Source organism: Paenibacillus sp. FSL R5-0912 (genome assembly GCF_000758605.1).
Taxonomy (GTDB): domain Bacteria; phylum Bacillota; class Bacilli; order Paenibacillales; family Paenibacillaceae; genus Paenibacillus_AQ.
The window spans coordinates 5498342-5512623 of record NZ_CP009282.1; the positions used below are offsets into that span (position 1 = coordinate 5498342).

Below are 14282 nucleotides of genomic sequence, written 5' to 3' on the forward strand. Positions count from 1 at the left end.
ATCTGGGTCGTTTCACTCCGCAGTGGCACATTGTATTCGGTTTTCCGCATACATCTGGGTCGTTTCACTCCGCAGTGGCACATTGTATTCGGTTTTTCGCATACATTTTGCTCGTTTACCTCCGCATATTTCCCACTTCCGGCCGATTCAGAGTCAGATTTGGCTTGTATATTTGGACCCGGAGAGACAGCATTTCGCCCCTATTTTTCATTTATTCCCTCGGGACAAATCAGAGGGGTTTACACCTTAAATTGGTGCTATGAGCCACTTTCGATGGATTCAGAGGGAGCCCTCTATTTTCACCATTTGGGCCATTCATTTCCGGCTCGGTTAATAAGCATCATCAAATCCAAAAGGACCGGAAAGCCTAATGACGGCCTCCCGGTCCTTCCCGTATTCCATTTAATCCCCCGCTTCCGCAGGGACTTCCGCTTCCTTATCCCAGCGCTGCCGGACAAACAGCTGATAGAGCTTGACCGTTATAATCTTCAGCATCATGTAGACGGGAATAATCAGCAGAATGCCGATAATTCCGCCGAAATCGCCGCCCGCCAGGACCAGAATGATCGTGGTCAGCGGATGGATATCCATGCTTTTCCCGAAGATATAAGGCGCCACCAGGTTATCCTGAATCTGCTGCGCCACCAGCACAACTACAATCGACCAGATGGCCGTGGACGGCGACTCGATCAGACCGAAGATGAAGATCGGCACCGTGGACAGAATCGCCCCGATAAATGGAATGAAGTTCATCAGCACAGCCACCAGTGTCAGCAGCAGCGCATACGGCAGCCTAATCAGCAGAAAACCGAAATACATCAGCACGCCCAGCGCCAGATTGACCAGCACCCTGCCGACGATGAAGCTGCTCATCACCCCGTCGATTTCAGCAACAACGGACGCACCTTCCTCATGATAACGTTTTGGAAAGAAGCTCACGAGCTTGTCGCCGAACTTCCCGCCTTCCTTGAGCATGTAGAACAGCAGGATCGGAAAGGTAAAGAGTACAATGGCGAAATTGGAGACGAAGGAGAATAGCCCCGACACATAGACCGTCAATAGCGAAAAGCCTTTATTCAAATAATCCATCAGCTGGCTGGCCGGATTCATATCCGCAGGAATCAGCTTCGACAACAAATCGCTGTCCTCCAGCTTCGTCAGCTGCTCTCCCACGGCATTGAATACGCCAGGCATATTATTAGCCAGATTCACCAGCTGATTCTGCAGCGACGGCCAGACGCCTACCGTGAATCCCAGCAGCAGCACCGCGATAACCAGATAGACCAGCAAGATAGCAACTGTCCTGTTCAGCCTGCGGGAGGCCAGGTAATCAATCAAGGGACGCAGCAGATAATAGAAGAAGACGGCCAGCATTAACGGCACAATGACAACACTGAACAGCGAGATAATAGGTGTGAAAATAAAGTCCACCAGTGAGCTTACATAGATAATTCCCAGCACCAGCAGCACTGCAATACAAATGCGGATAAACAAATTCAGTTTGGCCATGAGTGACTCCCGTTTTCATATTTGAACCGGCGGTTCTTTTCCCTATAATATAGTGCGTCATTCTTAATTCAGACTAAATCGAGTCTAAAGAAAAGCTAAAGATTTTGTCTTTAGCCTTTTTTTACATTAGAATGATGGGGAAACGCGGTCAAATCCGACAACCTTTGGAGTGAAACCATGATAAAGATCCTTGTTGTAGAAGACGATAAGCATGTACGCAAGCTGATGAACGCTGTGCTGAAACGGGAAGGTTATGACGTGGTAACGGCTGAGAATGGAAGAGAAGCACTGGAGGTTCTTGAAGTCCAGCATATCGATCTGATTATTCTGGATATTATGATGCCGGAGATGGACGGGTATGAATTTGCCGAAGAGCTCAAGGAAGCGGACAATCGAATTCCCATCCTAATGGCCACAGCCAAACAGCTACCTGAGGATAAGAAAAAAGGCTTCCGGCTCGGAACCGATGATTATATGACCAAGCCTGTGGATACAGAAGAAATGCTGCTGAGAATCCAGGCCCTTCTCCGCCGCTCGCAGATTGCGAGTGCCCGTAAGCTGGTGATCGGCAGGGTTCATCTGGACTATGACACATTAACCGTGACCCGGGACGAGGACAAGCAGACGCTTCCGCAGAAGGAATTCTATCTGCTCTATAAGCTTTTATCCTATCCGGAGCGCATCTTCACCCGCATCCAGCTGATGGACGAGATTTGGGGGATGGACAGCGAAAGCACGGATACTACGGTGAATGTGCATATCAACCGCCTGCGCAAACGTTTTGAAGCCTATCCGGAGTTCGAGCTGGTCTCTGTCCGCGGCCTCGGATATAAGGCGGTGAGAACATGAACATGATCAAGAGGCTGACGGGTAAAATCGGCCTGTCGCTCTACTTCTCGCTTGCTGTATTTATCATCTTCCTCATTACCGTGCTGATTACCGGTGTATTGGTCTATCTGTTGACGGTCTTCGGTGTGCTCAATGAACGTATCATTCAGGATTTCAAAGTCCTTACCTTTATCACATTGATTGCCTGCATCATGATCGGCACCGTCACCTCGGGTCTGGCCAGCCGGAGGATGCTGAAATCCATCCGTACCTTCATCGATGCCACCAACCAGCTGGCAGGAGGAGATTTCACCACCCGGCTGCGGCTCAATAATCCGCCAGAATTCAAGATTCTCTCCGCTAATTTCAACCGGATGGCGGATGAGCTGGGCGGCATTGAGATTCTGCGCACGGATTTCATCAACAATTTCTCGCATGAGTTCCGCACCCCGATTGTGTCGATCAAAGGGTTCGCCGAAATCCTCAAGGATGATGAGCTGAGCAAGGAAGAACGGAATGAATATCTGGATATTGTCATTGAGGAATCCACCCGTCTGGCCGCCCTCGCCTCCAACGTCCTGAGCCTGTCCAAAGTGGAGGCTCAGACGATATTAACGGGCCGCGAGCCCTTCAACGTTGGCGAACAGATCCGCCAATGTGTCTTACTTCTGCATCCCAAAATGGAGAAAAAGCATATATCCATCACAGCCAACGTACAGGACTATGAGGTGCCGGGAAATAAAGAGATGCTGAATCAGGTCTGGCTGAATCTGCTAGACAATGCCATTAAGTTCACTCCGGAGCATGGCGAAATTGAAGTTTCGATGAGGCAGGCCGAAGACATGATTGAAATCAGCTTCCGGGATAACGGTGCCGGGATCAGTGCGGCTGCACTTCCCAGGGTGTTCGACAAGTTCTATCAGCAGGATACTTCCCACTCCACCGCCGGTAATGGGCTGGGGCTTACCATTGTCCGTAAAATCACTGAGCTGCACGGCGGAACCGTCACCTGTGATAGTGTTCCGCTGCAAGGAACCACCTTTACCCTGCTGCTCCCTGCCTCAAAGAAGCTGCCGTCCACCAAATAAAACATCCCCACAAAGTGGGGCCTTATCTTCGATGATTACTCAACAAAGGGCGGTCCACATGACCGCCCCCCTATTAGCCGATGGTATCCACTACCTTGCCCTCCTGGTCTTTGATATACGTCTTTCTCACCCGTATCATCAGTTCTTTGGCAGTGGACAGCTTGAACTCGCTTTCCTTAGGCTTAAGCTTCGATTCCAGCTCCAGAACAGCAGCTTCACTTAGGCTGATGCGGATGTTCCCGCCGTCTTCCTTGCAGCCAGTCTCTTGTGCCGGTTCCAGCACAACCTGCAGCTTAGGGCTGGTGAGCGTCAGCTTCCTGCCCTTCAGCAGACGGCCGCGCAGCAGCCTGGCTACCGTCGCTGCCTGCTGTGCCCCCATAGCCAGGACGGCCGGTGCTTTGCTGAGCAGACGATTTCTGCCAGGCTCGAAGTCCAATTGATCCACATACAGGATGCCTGTCTGGGACCCGTCACGTTCAATCCCCTGCCGCACTGCATCCTCTATTACCGGAAGCCGCAGCAGTGAATCCCGTCCAAGATCGGTGATAAATGCAGGTAGTACTTCTTGGCTGGCCTGCAGGAATGCGTTGGTATTCCAAGACATCATGGCTTCAAGTTCATCGGCGGTAATCCCCACCATTTGCAGAAACTCTACCCGTCCATTCGGGGTATCCATAGCCGGAAGCTCCGGATCACCGGTAAAAGCCAGAGCGGTCAGCCTCGTGTCTGCACCCAGACAGATAGGACCGTTCGCATCCAGGTAATGCCCGGAAGCAAAAATATTACCGCTGCTGAACACATATCTGGCCATATTCTGCAGCAGATTCATCGCCCAGGCCGGAGGCTCCTCTTCTCCGGCAGTACGTGCCAGCCGGAAGGTCAGCTCAAATCCGTAGCCGCTGTATTCCGGGTCCTCTGATTCCTTGTCATATAGCTCAGAGAATCCGAAGGTTACAAAGTGCCAATGGGGATAAGGCAGCTCTGCCTTATAGGCACTGATTCCGTTCAGCGGGTCCTTTCCCCCCAGCATGTAAGGCAACAAGGCAGCATAATGCTTCGGCTCCTGTTGTCCATACAAACCCGACATCTGTTCCTCAATGGCATCCCAACCGGTTGCTTCCACTTCTTCTTCGCTCATTATGTTCCCTCCGGATTCAAATTTATGTATAACTGGCCCATTCAAGCCCTTAATCTCCCGTTCATTACCCGGAATTTCTTGATCATAACCAGCTATGACCAGTACAAGATTTATCTGCCTCCAGGTGATTGCTCTGATTAACCCACCCTCTTATTCATGTTACACTAAATGTACGAGACTTAAGGGGGCTACCAGAAGATGAATGTAGAATCGCTGCAACAATTTCGAATTATGGCCGATTTAAATGAGGGAATTGTTGTATTTTGTACAGGATTTTGATGACTCTTACCAGACCAGAGGCTATCCCAAGCTGAACGGCCACCTCATGGCTGCTTGCGGGTTGGCCTCTTTGTCATAGCAAGTCTCATGGCTGCTCTCGGGACGGTCTCTTTTTCATAGTATTTTCAGCTTGTTTCAGCAAAAGTTAATTTTCAGTTTATCATTCTCCGGTACGATCATAGCAACAAACATGCAAAGGAGTCATTCTTATGTTGAAATTACTGAAGAACCTGGAGCCCAAAGAATGGTTCTTATTCGGCATCAGCCTCATGTTCATTATCGCGCAGGTCTGGCTGGATCTGGAGCTGCCTGACTACATGAGTGATATTACCCGGCTGATCCAGACCCCGGGCAGCCAAATGAGTGAGATCCTGACCGCCGGAGCCTGGATGCTGCTCTGTGCACTCGGCAGTCTGGCCACCTCGATTGTCGTGGCAGGGATTGCCGCCAGAATCGCGGCCGACCTGTCAGCCAGATTACGCGCTAATTTGTTTGATAAGGTGCAGTCTTTCTCAATGGAGGAGATCAGCAACTTCTCCACCGCCAGCCTGATTACCCGGTCCACGAATGATATCACCCAGGTGCAGATGCTGATTGTCATCGGCTTGCAATTGCTGGTCAAAGCACCCATCCTTGCCGTATGGGCGATCCTCAAGATTACGGGAAAAAGCTGGCAGTGGACGCTGGCGACCGGCGCCTCTGTTGGGCTGCTGGTGCTGATTGTCGCCGTCTGCATCACTCTCGTTCTTCCTAAATTCAAGAAACTGCAGCAGTTAACCGACAATCTGAACCGTGTCTCCAGAGAGAATCTGAACGGTCTGCGGGTCATCCGGGCTTACAATGCCGAGAAATACCAGGAAGGGAAATTTGCCTCCGCCAACAACGAGCTAACCCGCACCAATTTGTTTGCCAACAATGTAATGACAACGCTGATGCCGAGTATTTCCCTGATTATGAGCGGACTCAGCCTCTCCATCTATTGGATTGGTGCTGTAATTATTCAAGCGGCTGACGGCACCGCCAAGATGGGCTTGTTCTCAGATATGATTGTCTTCTCATCGTACGCGATACAGGTGGTTATGGCCTTCATGATGCTGATCATGATCTTCATTCTGCTGCCCCGCGCCCAGGTATCGGCCAAACGTATTAATGAGGTGCTGGAAACCGTGCCTAGCCTGAAGAACGGATCAGTTACTCATTTCCCTGTGAAGCGTGTGGATGAGCTTGAATTCAGAGGGGTTAGCTTCAAATATCCGGACGCAGAGGATTATGTGCTGGAGAACATCAGCTTCACGGCGAAGCAGGGGGAGACGGTTGCTTTTATCGGCTCAACAGGCTGCGGCAAGAGTACGCTTGTTAATCTCATTCCCCGTTTCTATGATGCTACCGAAGGCGAAGTGCTCGTGAATGGCATCAATGTCAAAGAATACGACCAGCAGGCGCTGCGGAATAAAATGGGCTATGTCTCCCAGAAGGCGGTACTGTTCGGCGGAACGGTAACTTCGAATATTGCTTTTGGCGAGAATGGTGCCGGTCAGGTGCTCAGCTCCGATATTGTAGATGCGGTTTACACGTCCCAATCCTCTGAATTTGTGGAAAAGCTGGAGGGCAGCTACGATGCCCACATCGCCCAAGGGGGCTCCAATCTGTCCGGCGGACAGAAGCAGCGGCTCTCGATTGCCAGAGCAATTGCCCGGCGCCCGGAAATTCTGATCTTCGATGATTCGTTCTCGGCGCTTGACTATAAGACGGACCGCAAGCTGCGCAGCGAGTTGAAGAAGGTTGCTTCTGCATCCACGATGCTGATCGTTGCCCAGCGCATTGGTACGATTAAAGACGCCGACAAAATCATCGTACTGGAAGCCGGACAAATTGCCGGAATGGGCACGCATGACGAATTAATGCACACCTGCAGCGTCTATCAGGAAATTGCTTACTCACAGCTGACCAAGGAGGAGCTTGCCTAATGAAGATGAAAACCAAGACCAAAGGACAGAATACCTGGAGCAAGCTGCTCCGTTACTGCCGGAAATACGTTCCGGTGATCATCATTGCGCTGATCTGCGCGGCGGCGGGAACCGTGCTCACCCTGCTCGGTCCGGATATGCTCTCCGAGATTACGGACAAAATCACTGCCGGTCTCGCAGGCGGGATCGATATGGACGGCATTGCTGCCATCGGCATCACCCTCGTCGTGATTTACGCCATCAGTGCGGTATTATCGCTCTCCCAGGGCCTGATCATGTCGAATATTACCCAGAAGGTCTCCAAGAAATTAAGAACCGATCTGGCTCATAAGATGAACCGGCTTCCAATCTCCTACTATAATAAGTCAGCCACAGGGGATATCCTCTCCCGGGTAACGAATGATGTGGATACCATCGGCCAGGCGATGAATCAGAGCATAGGTACAGTGGTAACCGCCATAGCCATGTTCATCGGTTCAATCCTCATGATGCTCCGGACCAATGTAATTATGACCCTTACCGCTATCGTGGCAACAATCATCGGCTTCGGCCTGATGGCGGTTATTATGAAGAAATCGCAGAAGTATTTTGCCAGCCAGCAGGAATTCTTGGGCAAAATCAACGGTCATGTTGAGGAAGTCTATACCGGACATAATGTTGTAAAAGCCTATAACGGTGAAGCGCAGATGCGCAGCACCTTCCAGGAACTGAATCAGGGGCTGAAGAACAGCGCCTTCAAAGCGCAATTCCTCTCCGGACTGATGCCGCCGCTAATGGGCTTTATCGGTAATCTTGGTTTCGTTGCCGTCTGTGTCGTTGGTGCTGTACTGGCCTTAGATGGAACTATTTCCTTCGGGGTTATCGTCGCCTTCATTATGTATGTACGTTACTTCACCCAGCCGTTATCCCAGATCGCCCAGGCCGCGCAGAACCTGCAATCGGCATCGGCCGCAGGCGGACGTGTGTTTGAATTCCTCGAAGAAGCAGAATTGGAAGACGAGAGCCGCAAAGAGAACACACTGGCAACTGCGGCAGGTAAAGTAAGCTTTGACCAGGTGAAATTCGCTTATGAGAATTCCGGGAACCTGGTGATCAAGAACTTCTCGGCCGATGTGAAGCCAGGGCAAAAGGTGGCCATTGTCGGACCGACCGGCGCAGGCAAAACCACGCTCGTCAATCTGCTCATCCGCTTCAACGAGCTGACCGGCGGAGAAATCTACATCGATGACACACCGATCAGTAGTCTGACGAGGGAGAACATCCACGATTTGTTCTGCATGGTGCTGCAGGAAACCTGGCTGTTTGAAGGCACAATCAGGGAGAACCTGATCTACAATCAGCAGAATATCACGGACGAGAAGCTCGTAGAAGCCTGCAAGGCTGTTGGGCTGCACCGCTTCATTCAGAGCCTTAGCGACGGATATGATACCGTCCTGAACGATAAGGTCAACCTGTCCGCCGGACAAAAGCAGCAGCTGACCATTGCCCGTGCGATGCTGAAGGATGCGCCGATGCTCATTCTTGACGAAGCTACAAGCTCCGTGGATACCCGGACTGAGCTGCTGATCCAGCAGGCGATGGATCAGCTGATGGAGGGCAGAACTTCCTTCGTCATCGCCCACCGGCTGTCCACAATCAAGAATGCCGATGTGATTCTCGTCCTGAAGGACGGCGATATCCTGGAAAGCGGCAGTCATACAGAATTGCTGGCGAAGAACGGATTCTACGCGGAGCTGTACAACAGCCAGTTTGAGCAGGCTTCCTAATCGTACGAACAAAGGCAGGCCCAGATGAATACCCGAGGTTAGCAGAATTACACTCAAGGTCATCCTAAATTTAAAAAGGGCTATCCCAAGCAGCCATTCTTGGCTTTCTGGGTTAGCCCCTTATAGCAGATGCAGTCAACGGCTATTGCCGTGCCTGCAAAATTTCATCCACCCGCTCCTTCGCCCCCTGCCAGGAGGTCATCAGCGGAAAGGCATATTCCTCCCGGGCCCGCAGGTTCCAGGGATGCGGGATACAGAGCACCTTCCTCCCTGCCTGTACAGCGGGCAGCAAATTATGCGGACCGTCATCAATCAGCAGATCGAAGCCGATCAGATGCTTGCGCTTGCAGGTGAAGAAGTTCTCGGCCGGGATATACGGCATGTGCTTTTGCATCCAGTTCCATTTCTCAAGCACTGTTTTGGGAACAGCGGCTGTAACAATAATGACATCATAAGCGTTGTGAAGCTTCTCCATCTCTTCGACCACATATTCATCGAACAGCTCCAGCTCTTCGTACAGGCCGGGTCTGCCGAAGAAAAGGTCCATCGTGCTGTCCGGATGGCGAAGGTGGTCTGTATTCCAGTCCATCATATCCTCGTAGCGGAGCGGATGCGTAGGAAACTCAATGTTGTTGTGGTATATCGCACGTTTGACGAGATGACAGATGGTATCATCCATATCGACGGCGATGATCGGTTTATTCATTGATTCTCCTCCAGGTTGCATAGTGATTACATTATAGGCATCCGGAGGGAACGTGTCCAGACTTGCCGGAAGCAGGACTAATCCTTAAAGTCTCCCCTGCGGGAGAATTCAAGGATTACGCACGAAAGCACGCGTCCCTATGAGGGTGCCGCGTGCTTGTGTGTTAACTGTTTAATTAAGTATTTGAACCCGCTCTTGTTTATGTCCTGTTAACTCCGGGATCGTCCCCGGAACAGGTTAATCACAAACAGTACCGCAGCGACAAATAGCAGAAGGTGAATCAGATTGCCCATAACATCAAAGATAAAGCCGAACAGCCATACTACGACAACAAGTCCGATTAATCCCCACAGCATAAGCTTACCGCCTTTCTCCTCGAGGGGTGTTTCTCTCTTTTTACCCTTCTGGAAGGAGGTTCAAACGGCTGTTCAGCAGACTGGAGGCCGTGATCCTGTGCCCAACCGGCAGCTGCCGTTCCGGCTGGTACAATGCCCATGGCTTCGGAGCTTACTAGAATAGCGGGCCGGCTGCACAAGCGGCAGGGCGATCCGGCTAAAGATCGTCCAGTGGCCGGCAGCATCAATACGGGCGGATTCAATAATCTCATCATGAATGCCGAGGAAAAACTGTCTCAGCAAAAAGGTTCCCAGCACACCTGAAGCGGCAAGCAGCACATGCCCGATATGACTGTCAAACAGTCCAAGCCAGCGGTACATAATAAATTGCGGAACGAGAATGGCTTGGGTTGGAATCATAAAGGTGGCTAAGACAACCAGGAACAGCATATCCCGTCCCTTAAAAATAACCTTCGAGAATCCATAGGCTGCCATGGCGGAAATAATCAATGACAGCGCTGTCGACATCAACGTTACCTTCGTACTATTCCAGTAATAAAGTGAGAACGGTACGGCTCCAGCCCATACCTGCCTGTAATTCTCCACCATATTCCATTTCGTTGGAAGCCATTGTTGGGATGGTACAGTACTCTCCATAATAGGGCTATAGCAACAAAGCTCGAAATGAAGGGCATGAAATAAATCACTTTGAAAAAGGTTTTGAAATACGTTGCTTTGTTAATTAATGCTGCCAGCACCAACGCCAGAAACATCGCTACTGGGACCACGGCAATCATAATAAGGTTGTTAATCAGCGAACGGTGAAAGGATTCATCCTGCACCAGCCTGGTGTAGTTGTCCAGGCCGACAAAATGAAACCCTTCCAGCCCGGACACAAAATCCCCATCCGAGAAGCTAATCACACCGGATAAGAGAATCGGAATGATCACCAGGGTTATGGTCAGAATTATCCGGGAGCACTCTCTGGAAAAAGCCACGCAATCCTTAACGATTGTGCAGTCACAGATTGATGTGATCTTCGAAGAGATGGTCTCGGTCTCGAATTTTGTCCACTTTGATCCGGAGATCAAGACCCTGCTTGAGGATGCCAAGACCAATCCGGTCGCCGCAAGAACCTTGACCAGCCGGCTGGAGCAGGTGGCTGGCGATACCCTCGACTTACGCATCACGCTTCTGGACAAGGAAGGACATGCCTATTCTGATTATTCCTTCTACGACTATGATCCGCGTCAATTTATTGGACAAGGCTGGTTCCCAACCCTGGAGAAGCTCTCCCCGTATGACACTTTATTCATGGGGCAGAAGCTAATTATCTGAACTCCCTTGAGCCTGAGAAGCCGTTTGTATTCATGAGAGCCCGGGCATTAAGAGAAGGGATTGCCGCTCCGCCCTATGCATACCTTATTGTCAGCCGCAGTGAAGCCTCCATTCGTGAGCGGTTTGCTTCATTAGAGGAAGATGTTTATCTGCTGAATGATAAGGATACGATTCTGTCCAACCGGAACCAGGCCCTGATAGGATCTGATTTCAATACCCTTTTGCCGATCGATGAGCTGGCGTTCCCGGATATCGTAGAATTTAAGAACGAGAACCAGCTTCTCCTCTCGCTGCCGCTTAAATATGCCAAATGGAGGTTAGTCAGCGTAGCCCCCTATGAACAGCTGACGGAAAGATTGAATGGGATCAACCGGACCGGCCTGATCTTTCAAACCGTATTTGCGGTCAGTTTTTTGTTCGCGTTAACGTATTTACTGCGAAGATTTACCAAGCCTGTACTTGTCATGTGAATAAAGACTTGCTGCTGGAGACCGTTCCGCGGTTTATTCTCCAGCCGATTATTGAGAATGCTTATAAGCACGGATTCGTACAAGGCGGGGGCAATATTGAGAGCCTTCACGGACACCGTACAATCGTACAATTAGTACTGCCTGTGAAGCGGATTGGAGTGGATTAACGTGTTATACAAAGTAGTATTAGCCGATGATCACTATCCCGTACTGGAATATCTGAGCGCCAGTATTCCCTGGGATACCTTAGGCCTGGAGCTGTCAGCTTCTTGCTCTGACGGCAAACAAGCCTGGGAAGCCTGCCAGCTGCATCAGCCTGATATTCTGCTCACAGATATCGGCATGCCGGCGATGGACGGACTGGAATTAATCCGGAAGGCCCGGGAAGTAAATCCCCAGCTCCAGGCGATTATCCTGTCCTGCCACGGGGAATTCGAATATGCCCAACAGGCAGTGAAATTGAATGTTGCCGAATATATATTGAAAGAAAGCCTGCAAATTGATCAGGTCATTTCAGTATTGACTGAGGCGGTTTCCCGGCTGGAGATCAGAATGATCTCCCAGAATAATTACCTCCAGATGCAGAAGCTGGTCTCGCAGAACCACTCTGCAATCCGGACGAGATTTATCCGTATGTTCCTCGAGCAGCCAGTCTGGGATGAGGCTGAATGGGTATGACTCCGGTAGAATACCGGAAATTGATCTAAGCCCCTCTTTTTGGCAAAGCCAACCATTGTGATTCAATAAGAAACCAAAGGGGTAAATTTAATCCGAAGTTATATCCATTAAATTTTAAGTATCGAAAAGACCTTCAAAGCGGAAGGTCTATTTTTCACGACAATAAAAACTTACTTAAGGAGGACGCCATGCATCGAGTAAACCTGAATCAGGAACGGTTCAACCAGCAGGTCATAGATAATGCCTCCTTTGGAATCGCACTGGTTGGATCAGAAGGTGTGATATTGACTGTTAACCCCGCCATGGAACGGATCTTTGGCTATTCCAAGGCTGAGTTTGACGGAATGAAGCTGCAAGAACTTTTCAATCCCGATGATGAATTCGGAAATATACATGATCTTAGGGAGCTCTTGGGTGACCGAACGGATATACAGCTTGAAACGCGGTTTCTTTCAAAAAAAAGGGATCAGATGTGGGGAATGCTCACTCTCAAGTTTTTCAGCGAGGCGGATCATCCATCGTATTACATTTGTCAAATCGTTGACATCACTAAGCAAAAGGAATCCGAGCAGCGCCTTCAGGAGTCCGTAGAGCGGTACACATCGCTAAAAAAATACAACCATGACTCCGTCATTTCCTTTGGCCTGGACGGCCGGATTATTAACGCCAACCGTATGGCTGAAAAAATAACCGGCTACTCCATCGAGTCTGATCTGATCGGAATGGAACTGGCCCTTCTGATTGGACAGGAGAGTGTCCAGAACATTCTGGACAGATCTCTATATGATGAATCGGTTGATCAGCATATCAATACGCTTTATACCAAAAATGGAGAAGTCATAGAAGTGCTTACCAGTATTGCACCGATTTACGTGAATAATCAAAATATCGGATTCTACCTTATATGCAAAGACATTTCCGAGCAGAGACAGCTGCTGCTTGCCAAGGAAGCCGCCGAATCCACAAACAGGGCAAAAAGCGAGTTTCTGGCTATGATGAGCCATGAAATCCGCACTCCGATGAACGGGGTTGTAGGCATGACGGATATCCTGCTCGATACCACGGAGCTTACCGGAGAGCAGCAGAGCTATGTGGAAATTATCCGTAAAAGCGGAGAAACCCTGCTCAATATTATCAATGACATCCTTGATTTGTCCAAAATCGAGGCAGGCCGTACTGAACTGCAGGAGCATACATTTGATCTGCGCAAATGCATCAAGGACAGCTTTGCTGTCATTTCCATAAGTGCTGCCCAAAAGAACCTGGAACTCTCCAGCACCATAAATCATGATGTTCCCGACCATATATACGGCGACAGCGAACGGTTAAAGCAGGTACTTCTGAACCTGCTCGGCAATGCTGTTAAATTCACGCAGAGCGGCAGTATATCGGTAAAAGTGAAGCTTGTCCGGGAAACTCCGTTCATGTTGGCCTTCACGGTGACAGATACAGGCATTGGAATTAATCCCTCCCGGCTTAACGAGATCTTTGAGCCCTTCGCGCAGATTGACAGTTTTATGTCACGCCAACATGAAGGCACCGGCCTCGGACTTGCTATCAGCCGCAGAATTATCGGTATGATGGGCGGCGAGATCTATGCAGAGAGTGACGGCAAAAGAGGCTCCTCCTTCACCTTCACGATCAAGCCCAAGAAAGCTGAAGACAGTTACAGCCAAGAGACTCCCTTGAACAAACTTCCTGCCACACGCGAGGTGAGCATCCTCCTTGCGGAAGACAATTATATTAACCAGCTGGTGATGACCAAGACACTTGAAAAAATAGGTCACAGGATTACTACCGTAACAAACGGGATAGATGCAGTCGAAGCAGCATGTAAACAGCCGTTTGATCTCATATTAATGGATCTGCATATGCCGATTATGAACGGCTTCGAGGCGGTAAAGAGGATCAGAGAGGAGCTTAAGGAGAAGAGTCCGCCTATCATCGCGGTTACAGCCAATGCGCTGAAGGGGGACCGGGAAAAGTGCCTGGCTGCAGGGATGGACGAGTATGTCAGTAAGCCTGTAAAGCGTGAAGTCATTCTGAAGCTTATAAACCAGTTTGTGCAAAAATAGGATATGGATGCGCAGACCTTCACAGAATATACCGGAGGTCTGCTAATGCGTCTAGTATATGAATAGATATCTGGATAATATCCTGCACACCCAAACATAATAAAG

At 49.9% G+C, this 14282-nt stretch carries 14 protein-coding genes and 1 pseudogene; 9 read left to right on the forward strand and 6 right to left on the reverse strand.

The annotated features are described in order from the left end of the window. Nucleotides 1–402: 402 nt before the first annotated feature. Complete coding sequence (locus R50912_RS23315) at nt 403–1509, reverse strand: AI-2E family transporter (RefSeq protein ID WP_042238249.1); 1107 nt, start codon at nt 1507–1509, stop codon at nt 403–405. Between the two features lie 177 nt (nt 1510–1686). On the opposite strand from R50912_RS23315, the gene R50912_RS23320 reads away from it, so the two are divergent. Further along, nucleotides 1687–2358 carry a response regulator transcription factor gene (locus R50912_RS23320; protein WP_042238251.1) on the forward strand — a complete coding sequence of 224 codons (672 nt, stop codon included), beginning with the start codon at nt 1687–1689 and terminating at the stop codon, nt 2356–2358. After that, complete coding sequence (locus R50912_RS23325; protein ID WP_197072965.1) at nt 2355–3425, forward strand: sensor histidine kinase; 1071 nt, start codon at nt 2355–2357, stop codon at nt 3423–3425. Before R50912_RS23320 ends, R50912_RS23325 begins: the two co-directional genes overlap by 4 nt. A 73-nt stretch (nt 3426–3498) precedes the next feature. Here R50912_RS23325 and R50912_RS23330 read toward each other — a convergent pair whose 3' ends face one another. Then, nucleotides 3499–4563 carry a suppressor of fused domain protein gene (locus R50912_RS23330; protein ID WP_042238254.1) on the reverse strand — a complete coding sequence of 355 codons (1065 nt, stop codon included), beginning with the start codon at nt 4561–4563 and terminating at the stop codon, nt 3499–3501. Between the two features lie 488 nt (nt 4564–5051). Here R50912_RS23330 and R50912_RS23335 point away from each other — a divergent pair, with 488 nt between their 5' ends. Next, complete coding sequence (locus R50912_RS23335; RefSeq protein ID WP_042238256.1) at nt 5052–6809, forward strand: ABC transporter ATP-binding protein; 1758 nt, start codon at nt 5052–5054, stop codon at nt 6807–6809. After that, complete coding sequence (locus tag R50912_RS23340; protein WP_197072966.1) at nt 6809–8575, forward strand: ABC transporter ATP-binding protein; 1767 nt, start codon at nt 6809–6811, stop codon at nt 8573–8575. Before R50912_RS23335 ends, R50912_RS23340 begins: the two co-directional genes overlap by 1 nt. Nucleotides 8576–8717: 142 nt before the next feature. On the opposite strand, the gene R50912_RS23345 is transcribed toward R50912_RS23340, so the two are convergent. The 4 genes and pseudogenes from R50912_RS23345 to R50912_RS36015 form a co-directional block, all read right to left on the reverse strand. Continuing rightward, entirely contained in the window at nt 8718–9281 is a 564-nt protein-coding gene (locus R50912_RS23345) for a 5' nucleotidase, NT5C type (RefSeq protein WP_042238258.1), read from the reverse strand. A 209-nt stretch (nt 9282–9490) separates the two neighbouring features. Beyond that, nucleotides 9491–9637 carry a lmo0937 family membrane protein gene (locus tag R50912_RS35235; RefSeq protein WP_144026097.1) on the reverse strand — a complete coding sequence of 49 codons (147 nt, stop codon included), beginning with the start codon at nt 9635–9637 and terminating at the stop codon, nt 9491–9493. Nucleotides 9638–9802: 165 nt separating this feature from the next. Continuing rightward, nucleotides 9803–10249, reverse strand: a pseudogene (locus tag R50912_RS23350) (carbohydrate ABC transporter permease); the annotation flags it as partial. Continuing rightward, nucleotides 10150–10512 carry a carbohydrate ABC transporter permease gene (locus R50912_RS36015; RefSeq protein WP_231637939.1) on the reverse strand — a complete coding sequence of 121 codons (363 nt, stop codon included), beginning with the start codon at nt 10510–10512 and terminating at the stop codon, nt 10150–10152. The gene R50912_RS36015 and the pseudogene R50912_RS23350, both read right to left, overlap by 100 nt. A gap of 46 nt (nt 10513–10558) precedes the next feature. Here R50912_RS36015 and R50912_RS23360 point away from each other — a divergent pair, with 46 nt between their 5' ends. From R50912_RS23360 to R50912_RS23375, 5 genes are all read left to right on the forward strand, one after another. Continuing rightward, the gene (locus tag R50912_RS23360; RefSeq protein WP_197072967.1) at nt 10559–10954 is read left to right on the forward strand and encodes a cache domain-containing protein; all 396 of its coding nucleotides are present in this window, start codon (nt 10559–10561) and stop codon (nt 10952–10954) included. A 32-nt stretch (nt 10955–10986) separates the two neighbouring features. Beyond that, on the forward strand, nt 10987–11424 hold the full coding sequence (locus R50912_RS23365) for a PDC sensor domain-containing protein (protein WP_042238261.1): 438 nt from the start codon (nt 10987–10989) through the stop codon (nt 11422–11424). Then, entirely contained in the window at nt 11421–11591 is a 171-nt protein-coding gene (locus R50912_RS35240) for a hypothetical protein (protein ID WP_156123281.1), read from the forward strand. Before R50912_RS23365 ends, R50912_RS35240 begins: the two co-directional genes overlap by 4 nt. Nucleotide 11592: 1 nt before the next feature. Then, nucleotides 11593–12102: a response regulator gene (locus R50912_RS23370; RefSeq protein ID WP_042238263.1), complete on the forward strand. Its 510-nt coding sequence runs from the start codon at nt 11593–11595 to the stop codon at nt 12100–12102. 188 nt (nt 12103–12290) lie between these two features. Further along, nucleotides 12291–14177, forward strand: a complete 1887-nt coding sequence (locus tag R50912_RS23375; RefSeq protein ID WP_042238265.1) for a PAS domain-containing hybrid sensor histidine kinase/response regulator — start codon at nt 12291–12293, stop codon at nt 14175–14177. Nucleotides 14178–14282 lie beyond the last annotated feature (105 nt).

Excerpts from the sequence above, each read along its gene's own strand:
- R50912_RS23315 (WP_042238249.1), bottom strand. The coding sequence starts at position 1,509 with ATGGCCAAACTGAATTTGTTTATCCGCATTTGTATTGCAGTGCTGCTG.
- R50912_RS23320 (WP_042238251.1), top strand. The coding sequence starts at position 1,687 with ATGATAAAGATCCTTGTTGTAGAAGACGATAAGCATGTACGCAAGCTG.
- R50912_RS23325 (WP_197072965.1), top strand. The coding sequence starts at position 2,355 with ATGAACATGATCAAGAGGCTGACGGGTAAAATCGGCCTGTCGCTCTAC.
- R50912_RS23330 (WP_042238254.1), bottom strand. The coding sequence starts at position 4,563 with ATGAGCGAAGAAGAAGTGGAAGCAACCGGTTGGGATGCCATTGAGGAA.
- R50912_RS23335 (WP_042238256.1), top strand. The coding sequence starts at position 5,052 with ATGTTGAAATTACTGAAGAACCTGGAGCCCAAAGAATGGTTCTTATTC.
- R50912_RS23340 (WP_197072966.1), top strand. The coding sequence starts at position 6,809 with ATGAAGATGAAAACCAAGACCAAAGGACAGAATACCTGGAGCAAGCTG.
- R50912_RS23345 (WP_042238258.1), bottom strand. The coding sequence starts at position 9,281 with ATGAATAAACCGATCATCGCCGTCGATATGGATGATACCATCTGTCAT.
- R50912_RS35235 (WP_144026097.1), bottom strand. The coding sequence starts at position 9,637 with ATGCTGTGGGGATTAATCGGACTTGTTGTCGTAGTATGGCTGTTCGGC.
- R50912_RS23360 (WP_197072967.1), top strand. The coding sequence starts at position 10,559 with ATGATCACCAGGGTTATGGTCAGAATTATCCGGGAGCACTCTCTGGAA.
- R50912_RS23365 (WP_042238261.1), top strand. The coding sequence starts at position 10,987 with ATGAGAGCCCGGGCATTAAGAGAAGGGATTGCCGCTCCGCCCTATGCA.
- R50912_RS23375 (WP_042238265.1), top strand. The coding sequence starts at position 12,291 with ATGCATCGAGTAAACCTGAATCAGGAACGGTTCAACCAGCAGGTCATA.